The organism is Actinophytocola glycyrrhizae (assembly GCF_042653545.1).
Lineage (GTDB): Bacteria > Actinomycetota > Actinomycetes > Mycobacteriales > Pseudonocardiaceae > Actinophytocola > Actinophytocola glycyrrhizae.
Genome location: NZ_JBHSIS010000010.1, coordinates 256,186 through 272,237 on the forward strand (window position 1 = coordinate 256,186; position 16,052 = coordinate 272,237).

Genomic DNA, 16,052 nt, shown 5'->3' on the forward strand with positions numbered 1-16,052 from the left:
AGCATGCCCGACGCACGTCGGTATCGTCGGGTCATGGTCGCCACACCCTCGACGATGGTCCCGCTCGGCACCACCGCCCCCGCGTTCGAACTCGCCGAGCCGGACGGCACGACCTGGACCTTCGACCGGATCGCCGGGCAGCGCGGCACGCTGGTCGCGTTCGTCTGCAACCACTGCCCGTACGTGCGGCTCATCGCACCCCGCCTTGGGGCGCTCGCGGCGCGGTGGCGGCAGCAGGGCCTCGGTGTCGTCGGTATCAACCCCAACCCGGACCGCGCGGACGAGGCGCCGGAGCACATGTCGGCGTACGCGAGCGCCTGGCGGTGGACCTTCCCGTACGTCATCGACACCGAACAGACCGCCGCGCGGGACTACCACGCCGCCTGCACACCCGACTTCTTCCTGTACGACGCCGCGAGACGGCTCGTCTACCGGGGACGGTTCGACGCCGCGCGGCCCGGCAACGGGGTGCCGGTGACCGGGGACGAGCTGGACGCGGCAGTCGGCTCGGTGCTCGCCGGCGAGGAGATCGAGATCGGGCAGCTGCCGAGCATCGGCTGCTCCATCAAGTGGAAGGACCGCCCCTGACCAGCAGGAGCGGCCCTCTCCGGCAGTAAAAGGTGACTCAGCGAAGCTGCCCCGACAGCTCGTCGTGGAACGCGGAGACGCGGCCGTAGACGCCGTAGTAACCCGGCTCGGCGCACCCCTGGCCCCACGACACGATGCCGATCAGCTTGCGGGTGCCGTCGGCGGCGACACCGACCAGCGGGCCACCGGAGTCGCCCTGGCAGCTGTCCTTGCCACCCTCGGCCAGGCCGGCGCACACCATGGAGGCGGCGTCGTACTGGTCGGCGTAGGAGCCGGTGCACGTCGCGTCCGACACGACCGGGACGTCGACCTTGCGCAGCGTGTCCGAAGTGGACCCGCTCTCGGTCGTGCCCCAGCCGAGCACCGTGCTGTTGGCGCCCTCGGCGTACAGGTCCGCGTCGTCCGGCGACGCCGGCGCGAGCGGTGCCTCGGTGAGCTCCACGTCGAGCGTGAGCACCGACGCGTCGTTCCGCAACGCGCTGGAGTTCCACTCGGGGTGGATCCAGACGTCCGTGACGCCCGCGGTGGTGCCGCCACCGGCGGACAGCGCGGTCCGGCCCGCGACCACCTGGATGTCCGATGGCGCGGTGCCCTCGGTGCAGTGGGCGGCGGTCAGAACCTTGTCCGGCGCGACGATCGTGCCGCCGCAGAACTGGAAGCCGTCCGGCGTGGTCAGCGCCACCGCGAACGGGTTCTCCTCGATGGTGGTCTCCTCGCCACCAATGATCATCGGTGTGACGTCGTCGGCGGCCGCGGTGGCCGTGCCCGCGACACCGACGGTTGCGAGAGCCGCTGCGGCAACCCCGATCAGGCGTAGCAGGCGCCTTGCCTCAGCCATGCCTCTTCTCCCTTGTTCAGGCTCGTTGTGCCCACGAGCTGACTCATGGCTACAAGGCGATCACCGTCGGCCACAACGGGAGAAGGTCGTAGGCCGGATGGGTGAACAAGCCCGAAAACTGGGCACTGACCAGTGGATTCGTCGCGCGAGATGGCGACCCGACGATCGGATGGACTTACCGCCGGGCCCGCTGCCTGCCCGCTGTCAGAGATCGGCCTTCTTGAACTCGAACTCCTTCGCGGCGTCGGACGAGAAGTTGTACTTGACCTTCTTCAGGCCGAACGGCTTGCTCGGGTCGACCCCGAAGATCGTGCTCGACCTTGGTGGGTTCCGGTCCTCGGGAGCGCCGTACCGGTAGTCGCCGGTGAGCCCGTCGAACGTCACGGTGCCCACTTCCCGCGACGCGCGCAGAATCCCCTCACGGGACAGGTCGCCCAGTTCCACCGCCTTCTCCAGGACGGCGGTCATCGCCCGCGCCTGGTTGTAGCCGAACGCGAAGTAGTAGTCCGGTTCCTGGTCGGCCGCGTACTCCTCCGCGTCGGCCACCATCTGCGTCATGCCGGACACCGACGAGTCACCCCATTCGGTGCCTTCGGACACGATCAGCACCGACTGCTGCATGTACGGGGCCACCGCGGACTTCGCGAGCGCGCCGGTGTAGCTCGGCGACTGCCCGAACCACTGCGGCGCGAACCTGGCCTGCGCAGCGGTGCCCCAGATCTTCGCCGCGTCCGACGGCGTGGCCACGAGGAACACCACCTGGCAGCTCGCACCCGCGAGCGCGCCGATCTGGCCCGCGTAGTTCTCGGTGCCCACCTTGAACTTCTGCGTGTTGGTGACCGTGAAACCGTACTTCTCGGCCGCGAAGTCGATGCCCTGCTGGCCCGCCTCGCCGTACACGTCGTCCTGGATCATCGTGCAGATCCGGTCGCTCGTGGTGCCGCCGCCGTCGTTGAAGTAGTACTCCATCGCGTTGATGGCCTGCACCTGGTACGGGCCGCCGACCGGAAGCAGGTTCTCCTCCCGCACCCACAGCGCGTCCAGCGACGCGGGCGCCGCGAGGATCTTGTCGGTCCGCAGCTGCGGCAGCACGGCCAGCGTCGGCGCGGTGCCCAGCACCTGGGTGAACGCGACGACGTCGCCCTTGACCTTGTTGTACTTCTGTACCGCGATGTCCGTCTTGTACTGGGTGTCCTCCTGGACCAGCTCGACCGGGTACTTGCCCGCGACGCCGCCCTCGGCGTTGAGCGCCTCGAACCACACCTCGTTGCCCGCGGTCAGCGGCTGCCCGATCACCGCGACCGTGCCCGACAACGGCGTGAGCACGCCGAGTTTGATGGTCTTGCCGTCGAATCCGGCGGTGTTGCCCGGCGCGCCTGCCGAGCCGCCGCCACCGTCGTCGTCCTCCCCCGCACCACCGCAGGCCGTGAGGACCAGTGTCAGGCCCAGTGCCAGCGCGGCAACCTTGCGTGTCATGACGCCTCCTTGCGTCAGTAGGAAAAGGGCCAGGCCTTGAAGTACGCCTTGACCCGGAACCAGATGCCCGCCAGGCCTCTGGGTTCGAAGACGAGGAACAACACGATCAACAGGCCGAAGATGGCCTGGTTGAGCGCGAACACGGAGATGAACCCGTCACCGCCCGCCTCGGTGGCGACACCGGGGATGGCCGACGAGTACTGGTCGATGAGCGCGGGCAGCGCCCCGACGAAGACCGCGCCGAGGATCGACCCGAAGATCGTGCCGAGACCGCCGACGATGATGATCGCGATGTACTGGATGGACAGCAGCAACGTCCAGTCGTCGGGACTGACGTGCTGCTGGTAGGACCCGAAGAGCGCACCCGCCATCGCGGCGATCGCGCTCGACACCACGAACGCGCCGATCTTGTAGCGGCCCGCGCGCACGCCGATGACCTCGGCGGCCTGGTCGTGGTCGCGGACCGCGCGCAGTGCCCGGCCCGGCCGGGTGCGCACGAGGTTCTTCGCCAGCAACGCGATGATCGCGACCAGTGCCCACACGAGCCAGAAGTAGCCCTGGTTGCGGGAGTAGTTCTCGCCTGCCAGCTCGAGCGCGCCGAGGTCGACGGGCCCGATCGTGGGCTGCGCACCGACGGACGTGCCGTTGTTGCCGCCGGTGACGTCCCGCAGGTTCCGCCACAGGTGCTCGCCGATGAAGATCAGCCCGAGGGTGACGATCGCGAGGTAGTGGCCGCGCAGCCGCAGCGTGAACGGGCCGATGAGCCCGCCGAGCACGGCGCCGACCGCCGCGGAGACCAGCAGCCACACGGGCAGCGGCAGCCCGAGGTCGCCACCGACGACGGCGGCCGCGTAAGCGCCCGCACCGATGAAGAACGCGTGGCCGAGCGAGATCTGACCGCAGTAGCCGGTGAGGAGGTTGAGGCCGATCGCACCGATCGCGGTGACGCCGGAGTAGATGAGCACCGACAGCCAGAAGTCGTCCCGCACCACGGTCGGCAGCACCAGCAGCGTCACGAGCATGAGCGCGAGACCGGCTTTGGACAGCGGTGAACCGAACAGGCGCAGGTCCTGCTCGTAGCTGCGGACGAGGTTGCGGTGCGGCCTGCTCATATGCGCCTCACGTCCTTGGTGCCGAGCAGCCCGTAGGGCCGGATCAGCAGGATCACGATCATGAGCAGGTACGGGACGATCAGCGACACGTTCGCGCCCGCCCACGAGAACAGCTGGTCCTGGTAGCCGCGGGTGAGCGCCTCGGCGAGGCCGATGATCACGCCGCCGAGCACGGCACCCGCCGGTGAGTCGAGACCGCCGAGGATCATCGCCGGGAACGCGGCGAGCGCGATGAAGCTGATCGACGGCGACAGCCCGCCCGGCCCGGCGGCGAGGGTGATGCCCGCGAGCGCCGCCAACGCGGCCGCGATGGCCCAGGAGGTCGCGTACACGCGGCGCGCGCTGATCCCCTGCGCGAGCGCGGCTTCCGGGTCGAACGCGGTGGCGCGCATGGCCAGCCCCATCCGCGTGTACCGGAAGAACAGGAAGAACGCGACGACGACAGCGGCGGTGATGCCGATGGTCCACAGGTCGCGCACGCCGAACACGAGCCCGCCCGCCTCGACGGTCCGGATGTTCCACGGGTTCGTCAGCGGCAGGTTGTCGAAGCCCCAGATGGCGGTGATGAGCGGCTCGATGACGAACAACAGGCCGATGGTGATCATGATGACGGCGAACGGCGGCTGGCCGACCATGCGCCGCAGCACCAGGCGTTCGACGCTCGCGCCGACGAGCGCGGCCGCCGCGCACGCGAGGAGGATCGCGAACCCGAACGCGATGGCGAGGTTGTCGGCGAACGTGTAGCCGAGGTAAGCGCCGAGCGCCAGCAGGCCGCCCTGTGCGAAGTTGATGACGCCGGTCGACTTGTAGATCACGACGAACCCGAGCGCGACGAGCGCGTAGGTGGACCCGAGCGCGAGACCGGCGAACACGTTGGTGAGAAAGGTGGTCACGGGTACATCGCCTCGATCTCGGGTTCGAAGCGGTGTTCCAGCGCTCTGCGCTTCACCTTCTGCGTCGCGGTCAGCTCGCCGTCCTCGTGATCCAGCTCCTTGGCGATCAACGTGAAACGCTTGATGCGTTCGACCTGCGCCAGGTCCTCGTTGGCCGCCGTGACCACCGCGTCGATCAAGCCGCGCACCTCGTGCTTGGTGGTCAGGTCGGCGTAGGTGGTGTACGGGATGCCCTTGCGGGACGCCCAGTTGCCGACAGTGTCCAGCTCGATGCCGATCAGCGCGGTCAGGTACCTGCGGCGGTCGCCGATCACGACCGCTTCCCGGACGTACGGCGAGACCTTCAGGCGGTTCTCGATCTCGGACGGGGAGACGTTCTTGCCGCCCGCCGTGATGATGATGTCCTTCTTGCGGTCGGTGATGCGCAGGAAACCGTCCTCGGTCAGCTCGCCGACGTCACCCGTGTGCAGCCAGCCGTCGTCGTCGACCGCCGCCCTGGTCGCCCCCGGGTCGTTCAGGTAGCCCTGGAACACCCCCGCCGAACGGGTCAGGATCTCGCCGTCCGCCGCCAGCCGCACCTCCACGCCGGGCAACGCCGTGCCGACCGCGCCGAGGCGGATGTCGTCTGCCGGGGTCAGCGTGCAGATCGCCGTGTTCTCGGTCTGCCCGTAGCCCTCGCGCACGGGAATGCCGATGGCCCACAGGTATTCCAGCACCTGCGGCGCGATCGGCGCGGCCCCGCTCAGCGGGACCCGCACCCTGGACATGCCGAGTTTCTCCCGCAGGGCACGGAAGACCAGCAACTCGCACAGCGCGAGCACCAGCCGGTCGGGCACCGGCAGCCGCCCCGCCATCCGCCGTGGCGCCACCCGGCGGCCCTGGCGCAGACACGCCCGGTACAGCAGGCGTTTGAGCCGCGACGCGTCCGCCATCCGGATCTCGACCGTCGCCAGCATCTTCTCCCAGACCCTTGGCACGCCGAGGAAAACGGTGGGCTGCACGTCACGCAGGTCGTTCGCGAACGACGGGCCGCCCTCGCCGAAGTTGACCACCGCGGGCACCCACACGCCGTCGATCACCGAGATCAGCCGCTCCGCGACGTGACACAGCGGCAGGTAGCTCAGCACCTCGTCGCCCTGCCGCGTGCCGAGCGCGACGGCCGTCTCCCCCGCCGCCACCAGGTTCGCGTGCGAGATCATCGCGCCCTTCGGCGGGCCGGTCGTGCCGGACGTGTACACGAGGATCGCCGTGGCCGCCGGATCCAGCGCGGTGACCGACTTCTCGTACGCGGCAAGGGAGTCCGGTGTGTCCTTCTCGAGGTCGGCGAACGTGCCGACCTCCGCGCGCACGCCACGCGGGTCCATCACCACCACGTGCCGCAGCAACGGGAGCCGCGAGCGCACCTCCAGTGCCTTGTCGAGCTGTTCCTCGTCCTCGGCGATCAGCACCGACGTCGCCGAGTGCGCCAGCACGTACTCCACCTCGGCCGGGGGTGAGGTCGGGTAGACACCCACCGAGCACGCGCCAAGGCCCTGCACGGCGAGGTCGGCGATCACCCACTCCGGCCGGTTCTCCGCGTGGATCGCGACCCGGTCTCCCGGGCCGACACCGAGGTCACGCAGGCCCGCCGCCACGTTCGCGACCCGGCGCGCGTACTCCGCCCACGTCCACTGGCGCCAGATGCCGCGGTGCTTCTCGCGGATCGCGGGTTGCTCCGCCCGCTCCCGCGCGTGCTCCAGCAGCCGTGCGCACAGTGTCGGCGTCCGGGTGGCCGTCACGCCGCACCACCGAGGTAGGCCTCGACCACCTTCGGGTCGCGCTGGATCTCCTCCGGTGAGCCCGTCGCGATCGGGGTGCCGAAATCCAGTGCCAGCACGCGGTCCGCGAGGTCCATCACGAGCCGGGTGTCGTGCTCGACGAGGATCATCGCGAGGTCCAGCTCGCGGCGGACCTCGATCAGGTAGCGGGCCATGTCCTCGGTCTCCTCGACGTTCATGCCGGCCACCGGCTCGTCGAGCAGCAGCAGCGTCGGCGACATCGCCAGCGCCCGGCCCAGCTCGGCGCGTTTCGCCACGCCGTAGGGCAACAGGCCGGCCGGGGTGCGGCGGTAGGGCTCCAGCTCCAGCAGCTCGACGATCTCCTCGCACGCGGCCCGGTGGTCGACCTCCTCGCGCTTGGCCCGGCCCCACCACGCCATGCCGGCGAGCATCCCGGTGCGCATCAGGTGGTGGCGGCCGAGCATCAGGTTCTCGATCAGCGTGAGCTGCTCGAACAGCCCGAGGTTCTGGAACGTCCGCGCGACGCCCATCCCGGCGATGGCCGCCGGCGCGCGGCCGTTGACCCGCCTGCCGTCGAGGGTGATCGTGCCGCGCTGCGGGCGGTAGACACCGTTGAGGCAGTTGAAGATCGACGTCTTGCCCGCGCCGTTCGGGCCGATGACGGCGAACAGCTCGCCGCGGCCGACGGTGAAACCCACCCCGTTCAGGGCCGTGACGCCACCGAAGCGCAACGTCAGGTCCCGCACCTCGAGCAGGGGCGTCACGCGCTCCATCGCTTCTTCCTCCGGTAGCTCTTGACCTCGGCGAACGAGCGCCTGCCGGTTCTGTCCGCGCCGTCGGCCGCCGACCCGAGGTAGAACTCGCGGATGTCCTCGTCGTCGAGCAGTTCGGCGGCCGGGCCGTCCCGCACGACCTTCCCGACTTCGAGGACGTAGCCATAGCTCGCGATGGACAGCGCCATCACCGCGTTCTGCTCGACCAGCAGCACGCTCGTGCCCTGGCCGTTGATCTGCACGACGATGTCGCGGACCTGCTCGACGAGCTTTGGCGCGAGCCCCAGCGACGGCTCGTCGAGCAGCAGCAGCTTCGGGCGGGCCATGAGCGCGCGGCCGATCGCGAGCATCTGCTGCTCGCCGCCGGACAGGTAGCCCGCCGTGCCCCGGCGGCGTTGCGCGAGCACCGGGAACAGGTCGAACACCCGCGTCACGTCCTCGCGGTACTCGGCCTTCCGCCTGGAATGCCCACCCGCGCGCAGGTTGTCCTCGACCGACATCTCGGCGAAGATCCGCCGCCCCTCCATGACCTGCGCGACGCCCCTGCGCACCACGTCGGCTGGGTCCGCGCCGGTCAGGTCCGCGCCCGCGACGGACACCGTGCCCTTGGTGATCTTGCCTCGGTGCGCGACGAGCAGGCCGGTGACCGCGCGCAGCAGGGTGGTCTTGCCCGCGCCGTTCGCGCCGAGGAGCGCCACGACCGCGCCGTCCGGCACGTCGAGGGACAGGCCGCGGAGGACGAGGACCACATCGTCGTACACGACCTCGAGGTTGTTCACCGACAAGACCGGCACCGTTGTCATCGCCACTCCGTGGTTGTGACGTCGATCACGCCAGAACCGGACGGTAACCGCCCAGATCGGTGCGGGCAAGGATCATGCCGAACCGTTACCAGCCGGGCCTGCCCGCGTTGCCGGGCCACGGGCCGACCACGATCAACGGGGTGTCAGACTCGACGCCGTGACCTCGGTTTTCGACTGGCTCGACACCCGCGCGGACGAGCGCCGCCGCGCCGGGCTCGCGCGGCAGGTGCGTCCCCGCCGGGCCGACTCCGACCTGCTGGACCTCGCGGGCAACGACTACCTCGGCCTGTCCCGCGACAAGCGGGTGACCGGCGCCTCGGCGGCCGCCACCCTGCGCTGGGGTGCGGGCTCGACCGGGTCGCGGCTGGTCACGGGCACCATCGAGATGCACACCGAGCTGGAGCACGAGCTGGCGAAGTTCTGCGGCGCGCAGGCGGCGCTGGTGTTCTCGTCCGGTTTCACCGCCAACCTCGGCGCGGTGACCTCGCTGTCCGGCAAGGGCTCGGCCATCGTCACCGACGCCTACCTGCACGCCTCGCTGATCGACGGCTGCCGCCTGTCCGGGGCGGACGTGGCGGTCATGAAACACGGCGACGTGGCGGCCGTCACCCACGCGCTGAAGACCCGCAGGACCGAACGGGCACTGATGGTGACCGACTCGGTGTTCTCCGTCGACGGTGACCTCGCACCACTGCGTGAACTGCACGACGCGTGCCGAGCACACGGTGCCGCGCTGGTGGTCGACGACGCGCACGGCCTCGGGGTGCTCGGCGATGGCGGCCGGGGCGCGGTCGCGGAGGCGGGCCTGGTCGGCGAACCGGACGTGGTGACGACCATGACGCTGTCGAAGGCACTCGGTGCGCAGGGCGGCGCGGTGCTCGGGCCCCGGCGGGTGATCAAGCACCTGGTCGACTCGGCCCGCAGCTTCATCTTCGACACCGGCCTTGCCCCGGCGAGCACGGCGGCCGCGCTGGCGGCGCTGAACATCCTCAAGGAGGAGCCGACGCTGCCCGAGCGGGTGCGCGAGGTGGCGCTGACCTTCTCGGCCCGGCTGCGGGAGGCGGGGCTGCGCGTGACCGACCCGGCGGCGGCGGTCGTTTCGGTGCTCGCACCCACTCCCGAACAGGCCGTCCAGTGGGCGGACGACTGCCGCGCGGCCGGCGTGTGGGTGGGCTGCTTCCGCCCGCCGTCGGTCCCGGACGGCGTCTCCCGGCTACGCCTGACCGCCCGCGCGGACCTGTCGGAAGCCGACATCGACCGCGCGGTCGAGATCATCGTCAGGCACGCGCCCCGCTGACGGCGCCACGGCGCATCGTCTGGTGTTCGATGCCGTCCTCCAGGTAGCGCTCGCCTTCGGGAACGAAGCCGAAGCGGGCGTAGAAGTCCAGGGCGTACGTCTGTGCCTCCAGCACGGCCGCCTCGTCGCCGACGTGTTCCATCGCCGACTTCATCAGCAGTGCGCCGAGGCCGCTGCCCCTGGCGGACAGGGCCGTGCAGACGCGGCCGATGCGGTGCGCACCGTCCTGGTCACGCAGTAGACGCAGGCAGCCGAGCACCTCCTCGCCCGGCTGCCACCACACGTGCACGGTCGTCGGCAGCAGGTCACGACCGTCCAGTTCGGGGTACGGGCACTCCTGCTCGACCACGAACACGTCCACCCGCAGCCGCAGCAGCGGGTACAGCTCGGCGACGGTGATCTCGTCGCCCTTCGCGGAGTACAGCACGACCCCTGGATATCAGATCCACTCACCGTCCCGCATGACGTCCCGGTCCTTGATCTCGTTGACCTCGCGCCACGCCTGGATCACCGTCGGCACCACCCGGAAGTACGGGTAGCGAGCCAGACGGCTCGGGTCGAACCCGGTGCGGGCCGCGAACGCGGTCACCACCGACGGCGACGGGGCCACCTCGGTCGCGGTGCCCTCGACCAGCACGACGTCCCTGGTCTCGCCGAGCGAGAGGCGCACCCGGCCGTTCGCCGCGAGGTTCCGCGCCGTCGGGTTCGTCTCCAGGGTCGACAAGTACAGCGCTTCCCCGTCCCAGTGAAACGACAGCGGCACGAGATACGGCACGTCGCCCGACGCGGTCGCCACCCAGGCGTCGACGTCGTTCTCGAGCCTGCGCAGGGTGTCCGCGCGGCGCTGGTCGCGGGTTCTCGCTTCGTCCATGGCCAGAGAATCTAGGGCGTGTCCTTTGATCTTCGTGCAAGGTCCCGGCCTGAGCAGCGGTTACCTCAGGGGAACGTGACGGCACCGGGCCAACGACTGCCCGCGGGTCACTGGGTCGGGACCGACACTTTTGACTCCAGGGCGGGCTCCTCGATGACATCGCGGTAGACCGCCACCCTGGTGTACACGCCCGGTTTGCCCGGCGCCGCGCAGCCCTCGCCCCACGACGTGATGCCCGCCAGCTTGCCGGCCACGATCAGCGGGCCGCCGGAGTCGCCCTGGCAGGTGTCCACACCGCCCTCGGGGAGACCGGCGCAGACCATGGTCTCCGGCTTGTACCCGGTGTAGGACTCGGCGCAGTCCGCGTCGGCCACGACCGGCACGGTCGCCTGCAGGAGGTACCGCGACGGCTGCCCGTCCGCCGCGACGCGGCCCCAGCCCAGGATCACGCCGGGGGCACCGGCCGCGTACAGGCCCTCCTCGTCCTTGTTCGGCAGCGGGAGCGGCCGGTAGGGCAGCGGCTTCGTGAGCGTCAGCACGGACACGTCGTTGCCGGAGCGGACGTTGGTGTACTCCGGGTGCACCCAGATCTTCTGGACCGGGGCGCTGACGCCCGCGCCGCTCTCCTTGTCCTCCCGGCCCGCGACCACGGCGATGTCGGCGGGCTGCTTGCCGACGGTGCAGTGGGCGGCGGTGACCACCTTCTTGTCGTCGACGAGCGTGCCCCCGCAGAACTGGAAGCCCTCCGCGGTCGCGAGGTACACGACGTAGGGGTGGTCGGCGATGCTGGCCCGGCTGCCGCCGACGATCCGCTGGTTGTCCTGGTCGGCGTTCGCCTGCGTGAGTCCGACCGCGACGGCGGCCGCGGCCAGTGCCGTCGCGAGCAGAAGCCGAGTGACCCTGGAGGTCGCCCCCATGTGTCGTCTCCTCAGTGTTGGGTTCCCTCGACCCTTCCGTCGGGTGCCGCGGTGGTCAACTTGACCATGTAGCTGGACCGGGTGAACTTCGGCATGAGGCATGCTGGGGCACGTGGTTCGTCTGCGCAGGCTCGTGGTGTTCGCCGCCGTGGTGCTGGCGGGGTGCACCGGTACGCCGGCGGCCACCTCGCCGCCGGGCTCGTCCTCGCCGTCCGTTTCGTCCGTGCCGCCGACGACTTCGCCGCCCGCGGCGGCCACGACACCGCCGGGTCCGGAGTGGACGGTCGGTGCGCGGCCGCTGCCGCCGCGGCCCGACGGGTTCGGTCAGGTGCTGCCGACGCCGCCGGAACTGGTGCACCGGCGCCTGCCGACCACCGACCTGCTGCCACCGCCCGGTGAGCACCGGTACGCCTCGACCGTCGCGCCGGTGCCCACCGTCGTACTGGCGCGCAGCACGTGGCAGCCGTCGTGTCCGGTCGCTGCGACGGATCTGCGGTACCTCACGCTGTCGTTCGTCGGCTACGACGGCAAGGCGCACACCGGTGAGATGATCGTCGGCGCCCGCGTCGCCGACGCCGTCACCCGCGTGTTCGGGCACCTCTTCGCGGCCCGCTTCCCGATCGAGGAGATGCGGATCGTGACAGCCGCCGAGCTGACCGCGCCACCGACCGGCGACGGCAACAACACGACCGCGTTCGTGTGCCGTCCCGCGGTGGGGAAGACACGCTGGTCGGCGCACGCGTACGGGCTCGCGATCGACCTGAACCCGTTCTGCAACCCGTACGTACGCGGTGACCTGGTGCTGCCGGAGCTCGCGTCGTCCTACGTGGACCGGGCGAACGTGCGGCCGGGCATGATCGAGCCGGGTGACGTCGCGGTCCGCGCGTTCGCGGCCATCGGCTGGTCGTGGGGCGGCGAGTGGACCACGCCGAGGGACATCCAGCACTTCACCGCGACCGGCGATTAGGACCCGAGCCCGCGCAGCACGACCGCCAGCCCCTTGGCGAACTCCGCGTCCCCGGCCAGGTTCCTGGCCGCTGCCGCGGTTTCGGCCAGCAGCGGGAACTGTTCCTGCGCCGCCATGAGCGCGGTGCCGTCGCCGGAGAGCGGACCGTGGTGCTCGTTCTGCAGCATGCCGAACAGGAACGCGACGATGGTCCGCTGCGCGATCACCCGCTGCTGCCCGGCGAAGCCCGCGTCGGTGAGGATCGCGAGCGTCGCCTCGATCAGCACCAGTGACGACGGCACGGAATGCCGGTGCCGCAACAACAGTGGCACGACCGCGGCGTGCGCGAGCACCGCGGAGCGCATGCGCGACAACAACTCCGTGATCCGCTCCTGCCAGTCGCCGGGCGGGACGGTCAGGTTGACGGTGGACAGGACGTGGTCCGCGACGAGCCGCTCCAGCTCGTCGCGGTCCGTGACGTAGCGGTACAGCGACATCGTCGCCATGCCCAGCTCCTTGGCGACCGCACGCATGGTGAGCGCGTCGAGGCCGTCGCGGTCGATCACCGCGAGGGTGGCGGTGGCGAGGCGGTCCGGGGTGAGGGAGCGAGGCCGGGGCACGAGTTGACAGCGTACGCGATACGCGCATACTCGTAGATGTACGATGTACGCCTACGTTGAGGAGGTCCGCATGGACCACGTGCCGGCCAGGCAGCTCCACGCGGTCGGCGGCGCACCGGTGCGCCTGCCCGACCCCGATCGCCTGGTACACCTGCAGTTCCGCCGCTTCGCGGGCTGCCCCGTGTGCAACCTGCACCTACGGTCGTTCGTCACCCGCCACCACGAGGTCGAGGCGGCGGGCGTCCACGAGGTGGTGCTGTTCCACTCCAGCGTCGACGACCTGGCGCCGCACGTCGCCGACCTGCCGTTCGACGTGGTCGCCGACCCGGGCAAGACGCTGTACCGCGAGTTCGGCGTCGAGGCCACGCCCAGGGCGCTGCTGCACCCGAAGGCGTGGCCCGCGATCGTGCGGGCGATCGCGGTCGCGCTGCCGGACGTCGTGCGCAGGCGCAGGCCCGCACCACCGAACAAGCCGGAAGGCGGCCGGTTCGGCCTGCCCGCCGACTTCCTGATCGCGCCCGACGGGCGCGTGCTCGCGAGCCACCACGGCACGCACGTCTACGACCAGTGGTCGGTCGACGAGCTGCTGAACCTGTTGCCGGCGAAGGAGAACAAGCCGTGATCACCATCGAGGTGCACGTACGGAAGGGCACGCTGACCGCGGCACGGCGGGAGGAGCTGGGCCGCGCGCTGCTCGGCAGCGTGACCGGTGGCGCCGGGGAGGAGGACGCCCCGGCCGTCGTGCTCGACACGGCCAGGACGTTGACGAACGTGCTGGTGCGCGAGGAGGAGACCTGGGTGACGCACGGCGACCAGCCGCGCTACCTCGTCCGCGTGACCGTGCCGGGTTCCTGGCACGGCAAGGAGTTCAACACGTACATGATCACCGCCGTCACCGAGGCGATCGCGGCGACGGAGGACGATCCGGGTCGCCTGTACCGCGAACCGCACTGCCAGGTGCAGGTCGTCGGCCTGAAGGAGCACGCGGTCGGCACACTCGGCAAGGCGATGACGGCGACCGGGATCACCCGCCTCATCACCGACGGCTACCGCACCGCTGGCGACCGGCGGGAAGCCGCCCCCGGCACGGCGATCGACCCGGTGTGCGGGATGACCGTCGACCTCGCGACCGCCACGATCACCCTCGAGCACGACGACACGCTGTACGCGTTCTGCGCACCGGTGTGCAAAAAGGTGTTCACCGAGGAACTGGCGGCGGGCTGACCGCCCCGGTCGGGTAGCGGTCCCGCGCACCGCGACGGCCCAGCTCGATCGCCGCGTCCGTCCGCCGTGCCGGTCGGCGTGCGGCGCGCCGAGCTGTGCCGTCGTCAGGTCACCGGTCCTCGGTGGCGTTCGAGCCGTTCGACCCGGTGCCGTTCGGCTCGTTGTCGTCCTGCTCGTTGCGGTTGCCCCCGCCGAACCGGCTGAACAGGTTGCCCGCCGCGCCCGAGACGGCCTCGCCGACGTCGCTCAGCACCTTGGCGAGCGGGTCGGTGGAGGCCGACCACGACTCCTTGTACGACCGGCCCGCCGCCTTGATGTCGTCCATCATCGACGAGGACCCCTGGTCGTCGGCGCGGCGCAGGTAGTCGCCTGCCAGGATCGCGCGGTACTCCTCCGACGCGGCCCAGCGCTGCAGCTGCGCGGCACGCACCACCGCGAACGGGTGGCTCATGTTCTCGACCGTCATCAGCTTCAGGATGCTGTCGCGGATGTCGTCGACCTCTTCGTACTCCTTGGCCTGCTGCATGAACTCGGGGATGTCGATGTCGGACATCGACGTGCCACCGGCCATGTAGACGTGCTGGCGCAGCGCGGCAGCCGGGTCCTGCGAGCACAGCAGTCCCGCGCGGTCGGCGGTCAGCTCCGCCTTGCGGTACCACTCCAGGAGCGCCGCGATCACCGCGCGCAGCCCCAGCGCGCCGATCGGCACCCACTGCACGGTGGCCTGCAGGCGCAGCAACCGCATGAGCAGCGTCCGCAGCACGTTGTGCCCGGACAGCACGTGCCCGGTCTCGTGCCCGATCACCACCCGCATGCTCTCGAGGTCGAGTGCCTCGACCAGCCCGGTCGTGACCACGATGAACGGCTTGTCGATGCCGATCGCGTACGCGTTGGCGACCGGGTGCCTGGTGACGAACAGGTCGGGCGTGGTGTCCAGGTCCAGCGTCTCCGCGCAGTCGAGCCGCAGCGCGTTGAGCTTCGGGTACTGCTTGTCCCCCACCCGGATCGCCGACGCGACCGTGTACAGCCGCTCGGCCCGCTCGTTCCACATGCCCGCCACGGCCTTCAGCACCGACGAGACTCCCGGCACGGCCCGCAGCGTCGCCATGGCGCCGCGGTCGGCGGGATGCTCGTAGGCCCTCGGGCTGATCCCCCGGAAGCGCACCCGCGTCGACGCACTGCGCTCGATGTCGTTGTTCTCGGTGTCGTTGTTCTCAGTCACCCTCGACCCCTTTGTCTCCCTCGGTCCGTGACGCCACCATAGGCCGCCCGGCGTGAACGGCGAGTCGGTTCGCGCGGGACTAGGGTGGACGCCGCCCCCGACGTGATCATCGAACGGAGACCCGATGAGCCTCGAGCGTCCCACCGCACCGGACCCGTACGAGCTGCTGCCCGCGGCCGGTTCGTTCACGGTGACGTCCAGCGACGTGACCGACGGGCAGCAGCTGCCCATGAGCGCCGTGCACGACAGCGCGGGTGGCGAGAACACCTCGCCCGCACTGTCGTGGGAGGGCGCGCCGGAGCAGACGAAGAGCTACGTGGTGACGTGCTTCGACCCGGACGCGCCGGTGCCCGGCGGTTTCTGGCACTGGATCGCGGTGAACATCCCGGCGAACACCGGCGAGCTGCCCGCCGGGGCCGGCGCCGACGACGCGAGCCTGCCCGGCGACGCGTTCCACGTGCGCAACGACTTCTCCACCAGGAACTACGGCGGCGCCGCGCCGCCGCAGGGCGACGTGCCGCACCGCTACTACTTCGTGGTGCACGCGGTCGACGTGGAGAAACTGGACGTCGACGAGAACGTCTCCGCCGCGGTGGTGAGCTTCAACCTGGCGTTCCACACGCTGGCCAGGGCGGTCATCACGCCCACGTACCAGCACTAGGGCGAATCCGCCGGAGGCGGTGCGGGTTGAATG

18 protein-coding genes are annotated in these 16,052 nt (G+C 70.5%); 6 read left to right on the forward strand and 12 right to left on the reverse strand.

Annotation, left to right across the window (positions count from 1 at the left end; genetic code table 11):
* The first annotated feature begins 33 nt into the window (after positions 1 to 33).
* Entirely contained in the window at positions 34 to 588 is a 555-nt protein-coding gene (locus ACFPCV_RS22870) for a thioredoxin family protein (RefSeq protein ID WP_378058335.1), read from the forward strand.
* A 37-nt stretch (positions 589 to 625) separates the two neighbouring features.
* On the opposite strand, the gene ACFPCV_RS22875 is transcribed toward ACFPCV_RS22870, so the two are convergent.
* The 7 genes from ACFPCV_RS22875 to ACFPCV_RS22905 all read right to left on the reverse strand — a co-directional run bounded on the left by ACFPCV_RS22875 (position 626) and on the right by ACFPCV_RS22905 (position 8,261).
* The gene (locus tag ACFPCV_RS22875) at positions 626 to 1,426 is read right to left on the reverse strand and encodes a S1 family peptidase (RefSeq protein WP_378058336.1); all 801 of its coding nucleotides are present in this window, start codon (positions 1,424 to 1,426) and stop codon (positions 626 to 628) included.
* A 204-nt stretch (positions 1,427 to 1,630) separates the two neighbouring features.
* On the reverse strand, positions 1,631 to 2,902 hold the full coding sequence (locus ACFPCV_RS22880; RefSeq protein ID WP_378058337.1) for an ABC transporter substrate-binding protein: 1,272 nt from the start codon (positions 2,900 to 2,902) through the stop codon (positions 1,631 to 1,633).
* A gap of 14 nt (positions 2,903 to 2,916) precedes the next feature.
* Entirely contained in the window at positions 2,917 to 4,014 is a 1,098-nt protein-coding gene (locus tag ACFPCV_RS22885; protein WP_378058338.1) for a branched-chain amino acid ABC transporter permease, read from the reverse strand.
* The gene (locus ACFPCV_RS22890) at positions 4,011 to 4,907 is read right to left on the reverse strand and encodes a branched-chain amino acid ABC transporter permease (protein WP_378058339.1); all 897 of its coding nucleotides are present in this window, start codon (positions 4,905 to 4,907) and stop codon (positions 4,011 to 4,013) included. The genes ACFPCV_RS22885 and ACFPCV_RS22890 overlap by 4 nt, the downstream gene beginning before the upstream one ends.
* Complete coding sequence (locus tag ACFPCV_RS22895; protein ID WP_378058340.1) at positions 4,904 to 6,685, reverse strand: AMP-dependent synthetase/ligase; 1,782 nt, start codon at positions 6,683 to 6,685, stop codon at positions 4,904 to 4,906. The genes ACFPCV_RS22890 and ACFPCV_RS22895 overlap by 4 nt, the downstream gene beginning before the upstream one ends.
* Entirely contained in the window at positions 6,682 to 7,458 is a 777-nt protein-coding gene (locus tag ACFPCV_RS22900; protein WP_378058341.1) for an ABC transporter ATP-binding protein, read from the reverse strand. Before ACFPCV_RS22900 ends, ACFPCV_RS22895 begins: the two co-directional genes overlap by 4 nt.
* A complete protein-coding gene (locus ACFPCV_RS22905) occupies positions 7,446 to 8,261 on the reverse strand; it encodes an ABC transporter ATP-binding protein (RefSeq protein ID WP_378058342.1) in 816 nt (271 codons plus the stop codon). The genes ACFPCV_RS22900 and ACFPCV_RS22905 overlap by 13 nt, the downstream gene beginning before the upstream one ends.
* Before the next feature lie 157 nt (positions 8,262 to 8,418).
* On the opposite strand from ACFPCV_RS22905, the gene ACFPCV_RS22910 reads away from it, so the two are divergent.
* Positions 8,419 to 9,558 carry an 8-amino-7-oxononanoate synthase gene (locus tag ACFPCV_RS22910; protein WP_378058343.1) on the forward strand — a complete coding sequence of 380 codons (1,140 nt, stop codon included), beginning with the start codon at positions 8,419 to 8,421 and terminating at the stop codon, positions 9,556 to 9,558.
* Here ACFPCV_RS22910 and ACFPCV_RS22915 read toward each other — a convergent pair.
* The 3 genes from ACFPCV_RS22915 to ACFPCV_RS22925 form a co-directional block, all read right to left on the reverse strand.
* Positions 9,539 to 9,982: a GNAT family N-acetyltransferase gene (locus tag ACFPCV_RS22915; protein WP_378058732.1), complete on the reverse strand. Its 444-nt coding sequence runs from the start codon at positions 9,980 to 9,982 to the stop codon at positions 9,539 to 9,541. The genes ACFPCV_RS22910 and ACFPCV_RS22915 overlap by 20 nt on opposite strands.
* 15 nt (positions 9,983 to 9,997) lie before the next feature.
* A complete protein-coding gene (locus ACFPCV_RS22920) occupies positions 9,998 to 10,429 on the reverse strand; it encodes a pyridoxamine 5'-phosphate oxidase family protein (RefSeq protein WP_378058344.1) in 432 nt (143 codons plus the stop codon).
* 107 nt (positions 10,430 to 10,536) lie between these two features.
* Complete coding sequence (locus ACFPCV_RS22925; RefSeq protein ID WP_378058345.1) at positions 10,537 to 11,346, reverse strand: S1 family peptidase; 810 nt, start codon at positions 11,344 to 11,346, stop codon at positions 10,537 to 10,539.
* A gap of 112 nt (positions 11,347 to 11,458) precedes the next feature.
* Here ACFPCV_RS22925 and ACFPCV_RS22930 point away from each other — a divergent pair, with 112 nt between their 5' ends.
* The gene (locus tag ACFPCV_RS22930) at positions 11,459 to 12,313 is read left to right on the forward strand and encodes a M15 family metallopeptidase (RefSeq protein WP_378058346.1); all 855 of its coding nucleotides are present in this window, start codon (positions 11,459 to 11,461) and stop codon (positions 12,311 to 12,313) included.
* Here ACFPCV_RS22930 and ACFPCV_RS22935 read toward each other — a convergent pair.
* A complete protein-coding gene (locus ACFPCV_RS22935; RefSeq protein WP_378058347.1) occupies positions 12,310 to 12,912 on the reverse strand; it encodes a TetR/AcrR family transcriptional regulator in 603 nt (200 codons plus the stop codon). The genes ACFPCV_RS22930 and ACFPCV_RS22935 overlap by 4 nt on opposite strands.
* Before the next feature lie 43 nt (positions 12,913 to 12,955).
* On the opposite strand from ACFPCV_RS22935, the gene ACFPCV_RS22940 reads away from it, so the two are divergent.
* Together ACFPCV_RS22940 and ACFPCV_RS22945 are read left to right on the forward strand one after the other, a co-directional pair.
* Positions 12,956 to 13,534 (forward strand): peroxiredoxin-like family protein, encoded by a 579-nt coding sequence (locus ACFPCV_RS22940; protein ID WP_378058348.1) that lies wholly within the window; start codon positions 12,956 to 12,958, stop codon positions 13,532 to 13,534.
* The gene (locus ACFPCV_RS22945; RefSeq protein WP_378058349.1) at positions 13,531 to 14,136 is read left to right on the forward strand and encodes a hypothetical protein; all 606 of its coding nucleotides are present in this window, start codon (positions 13,531 to 13,533) and stop codon (positions 14,134 to 14,136) included. The genes ACFPCV_RS22940 and ACFPCV_RS22945 overlap by 4 nt, the downstream gene beginning before the upstream one ends.
* A gap of 109 nt (positions 14,137 to 14,245) precedes the next feature.
* Here ACFPCV_RS22945 and ACFPCV_RS22950 read toward each other — a convergent pair whose 3' ends face one another.
* Positions 14,246 to 15,358, reverse strand: coding sequence for a M48 family metallopeptidase (locus ACFPCV_RS22950; protein WP_378058351.1), 1,113 nt, complete (start codon positions 15,356 to 15,358; stop codon positions 14,246 to 14,248).
* Positions 15,359 to 15,482: 124 nt separating this feature from the next.
* Between ACFPCV_RS22950 and ACFPCV_RS22955 the strand changes: the two genes are divergently transcribed.
* Positions 15,483 to 16,019, forward strand: a complete 537-nt coding sequence (locus ACFPCV_RS22955) for a YbhB/YbcL family Raf kinase inhibitor-like protein (RefSeq protein ID WP_378058352.1) — start codon at positions 15,483 to 15,485, stop codon at positions 16,017 to 16,019.
* Positions 16,020 to 16,052 lie beyond the last annotated feature (33 nt).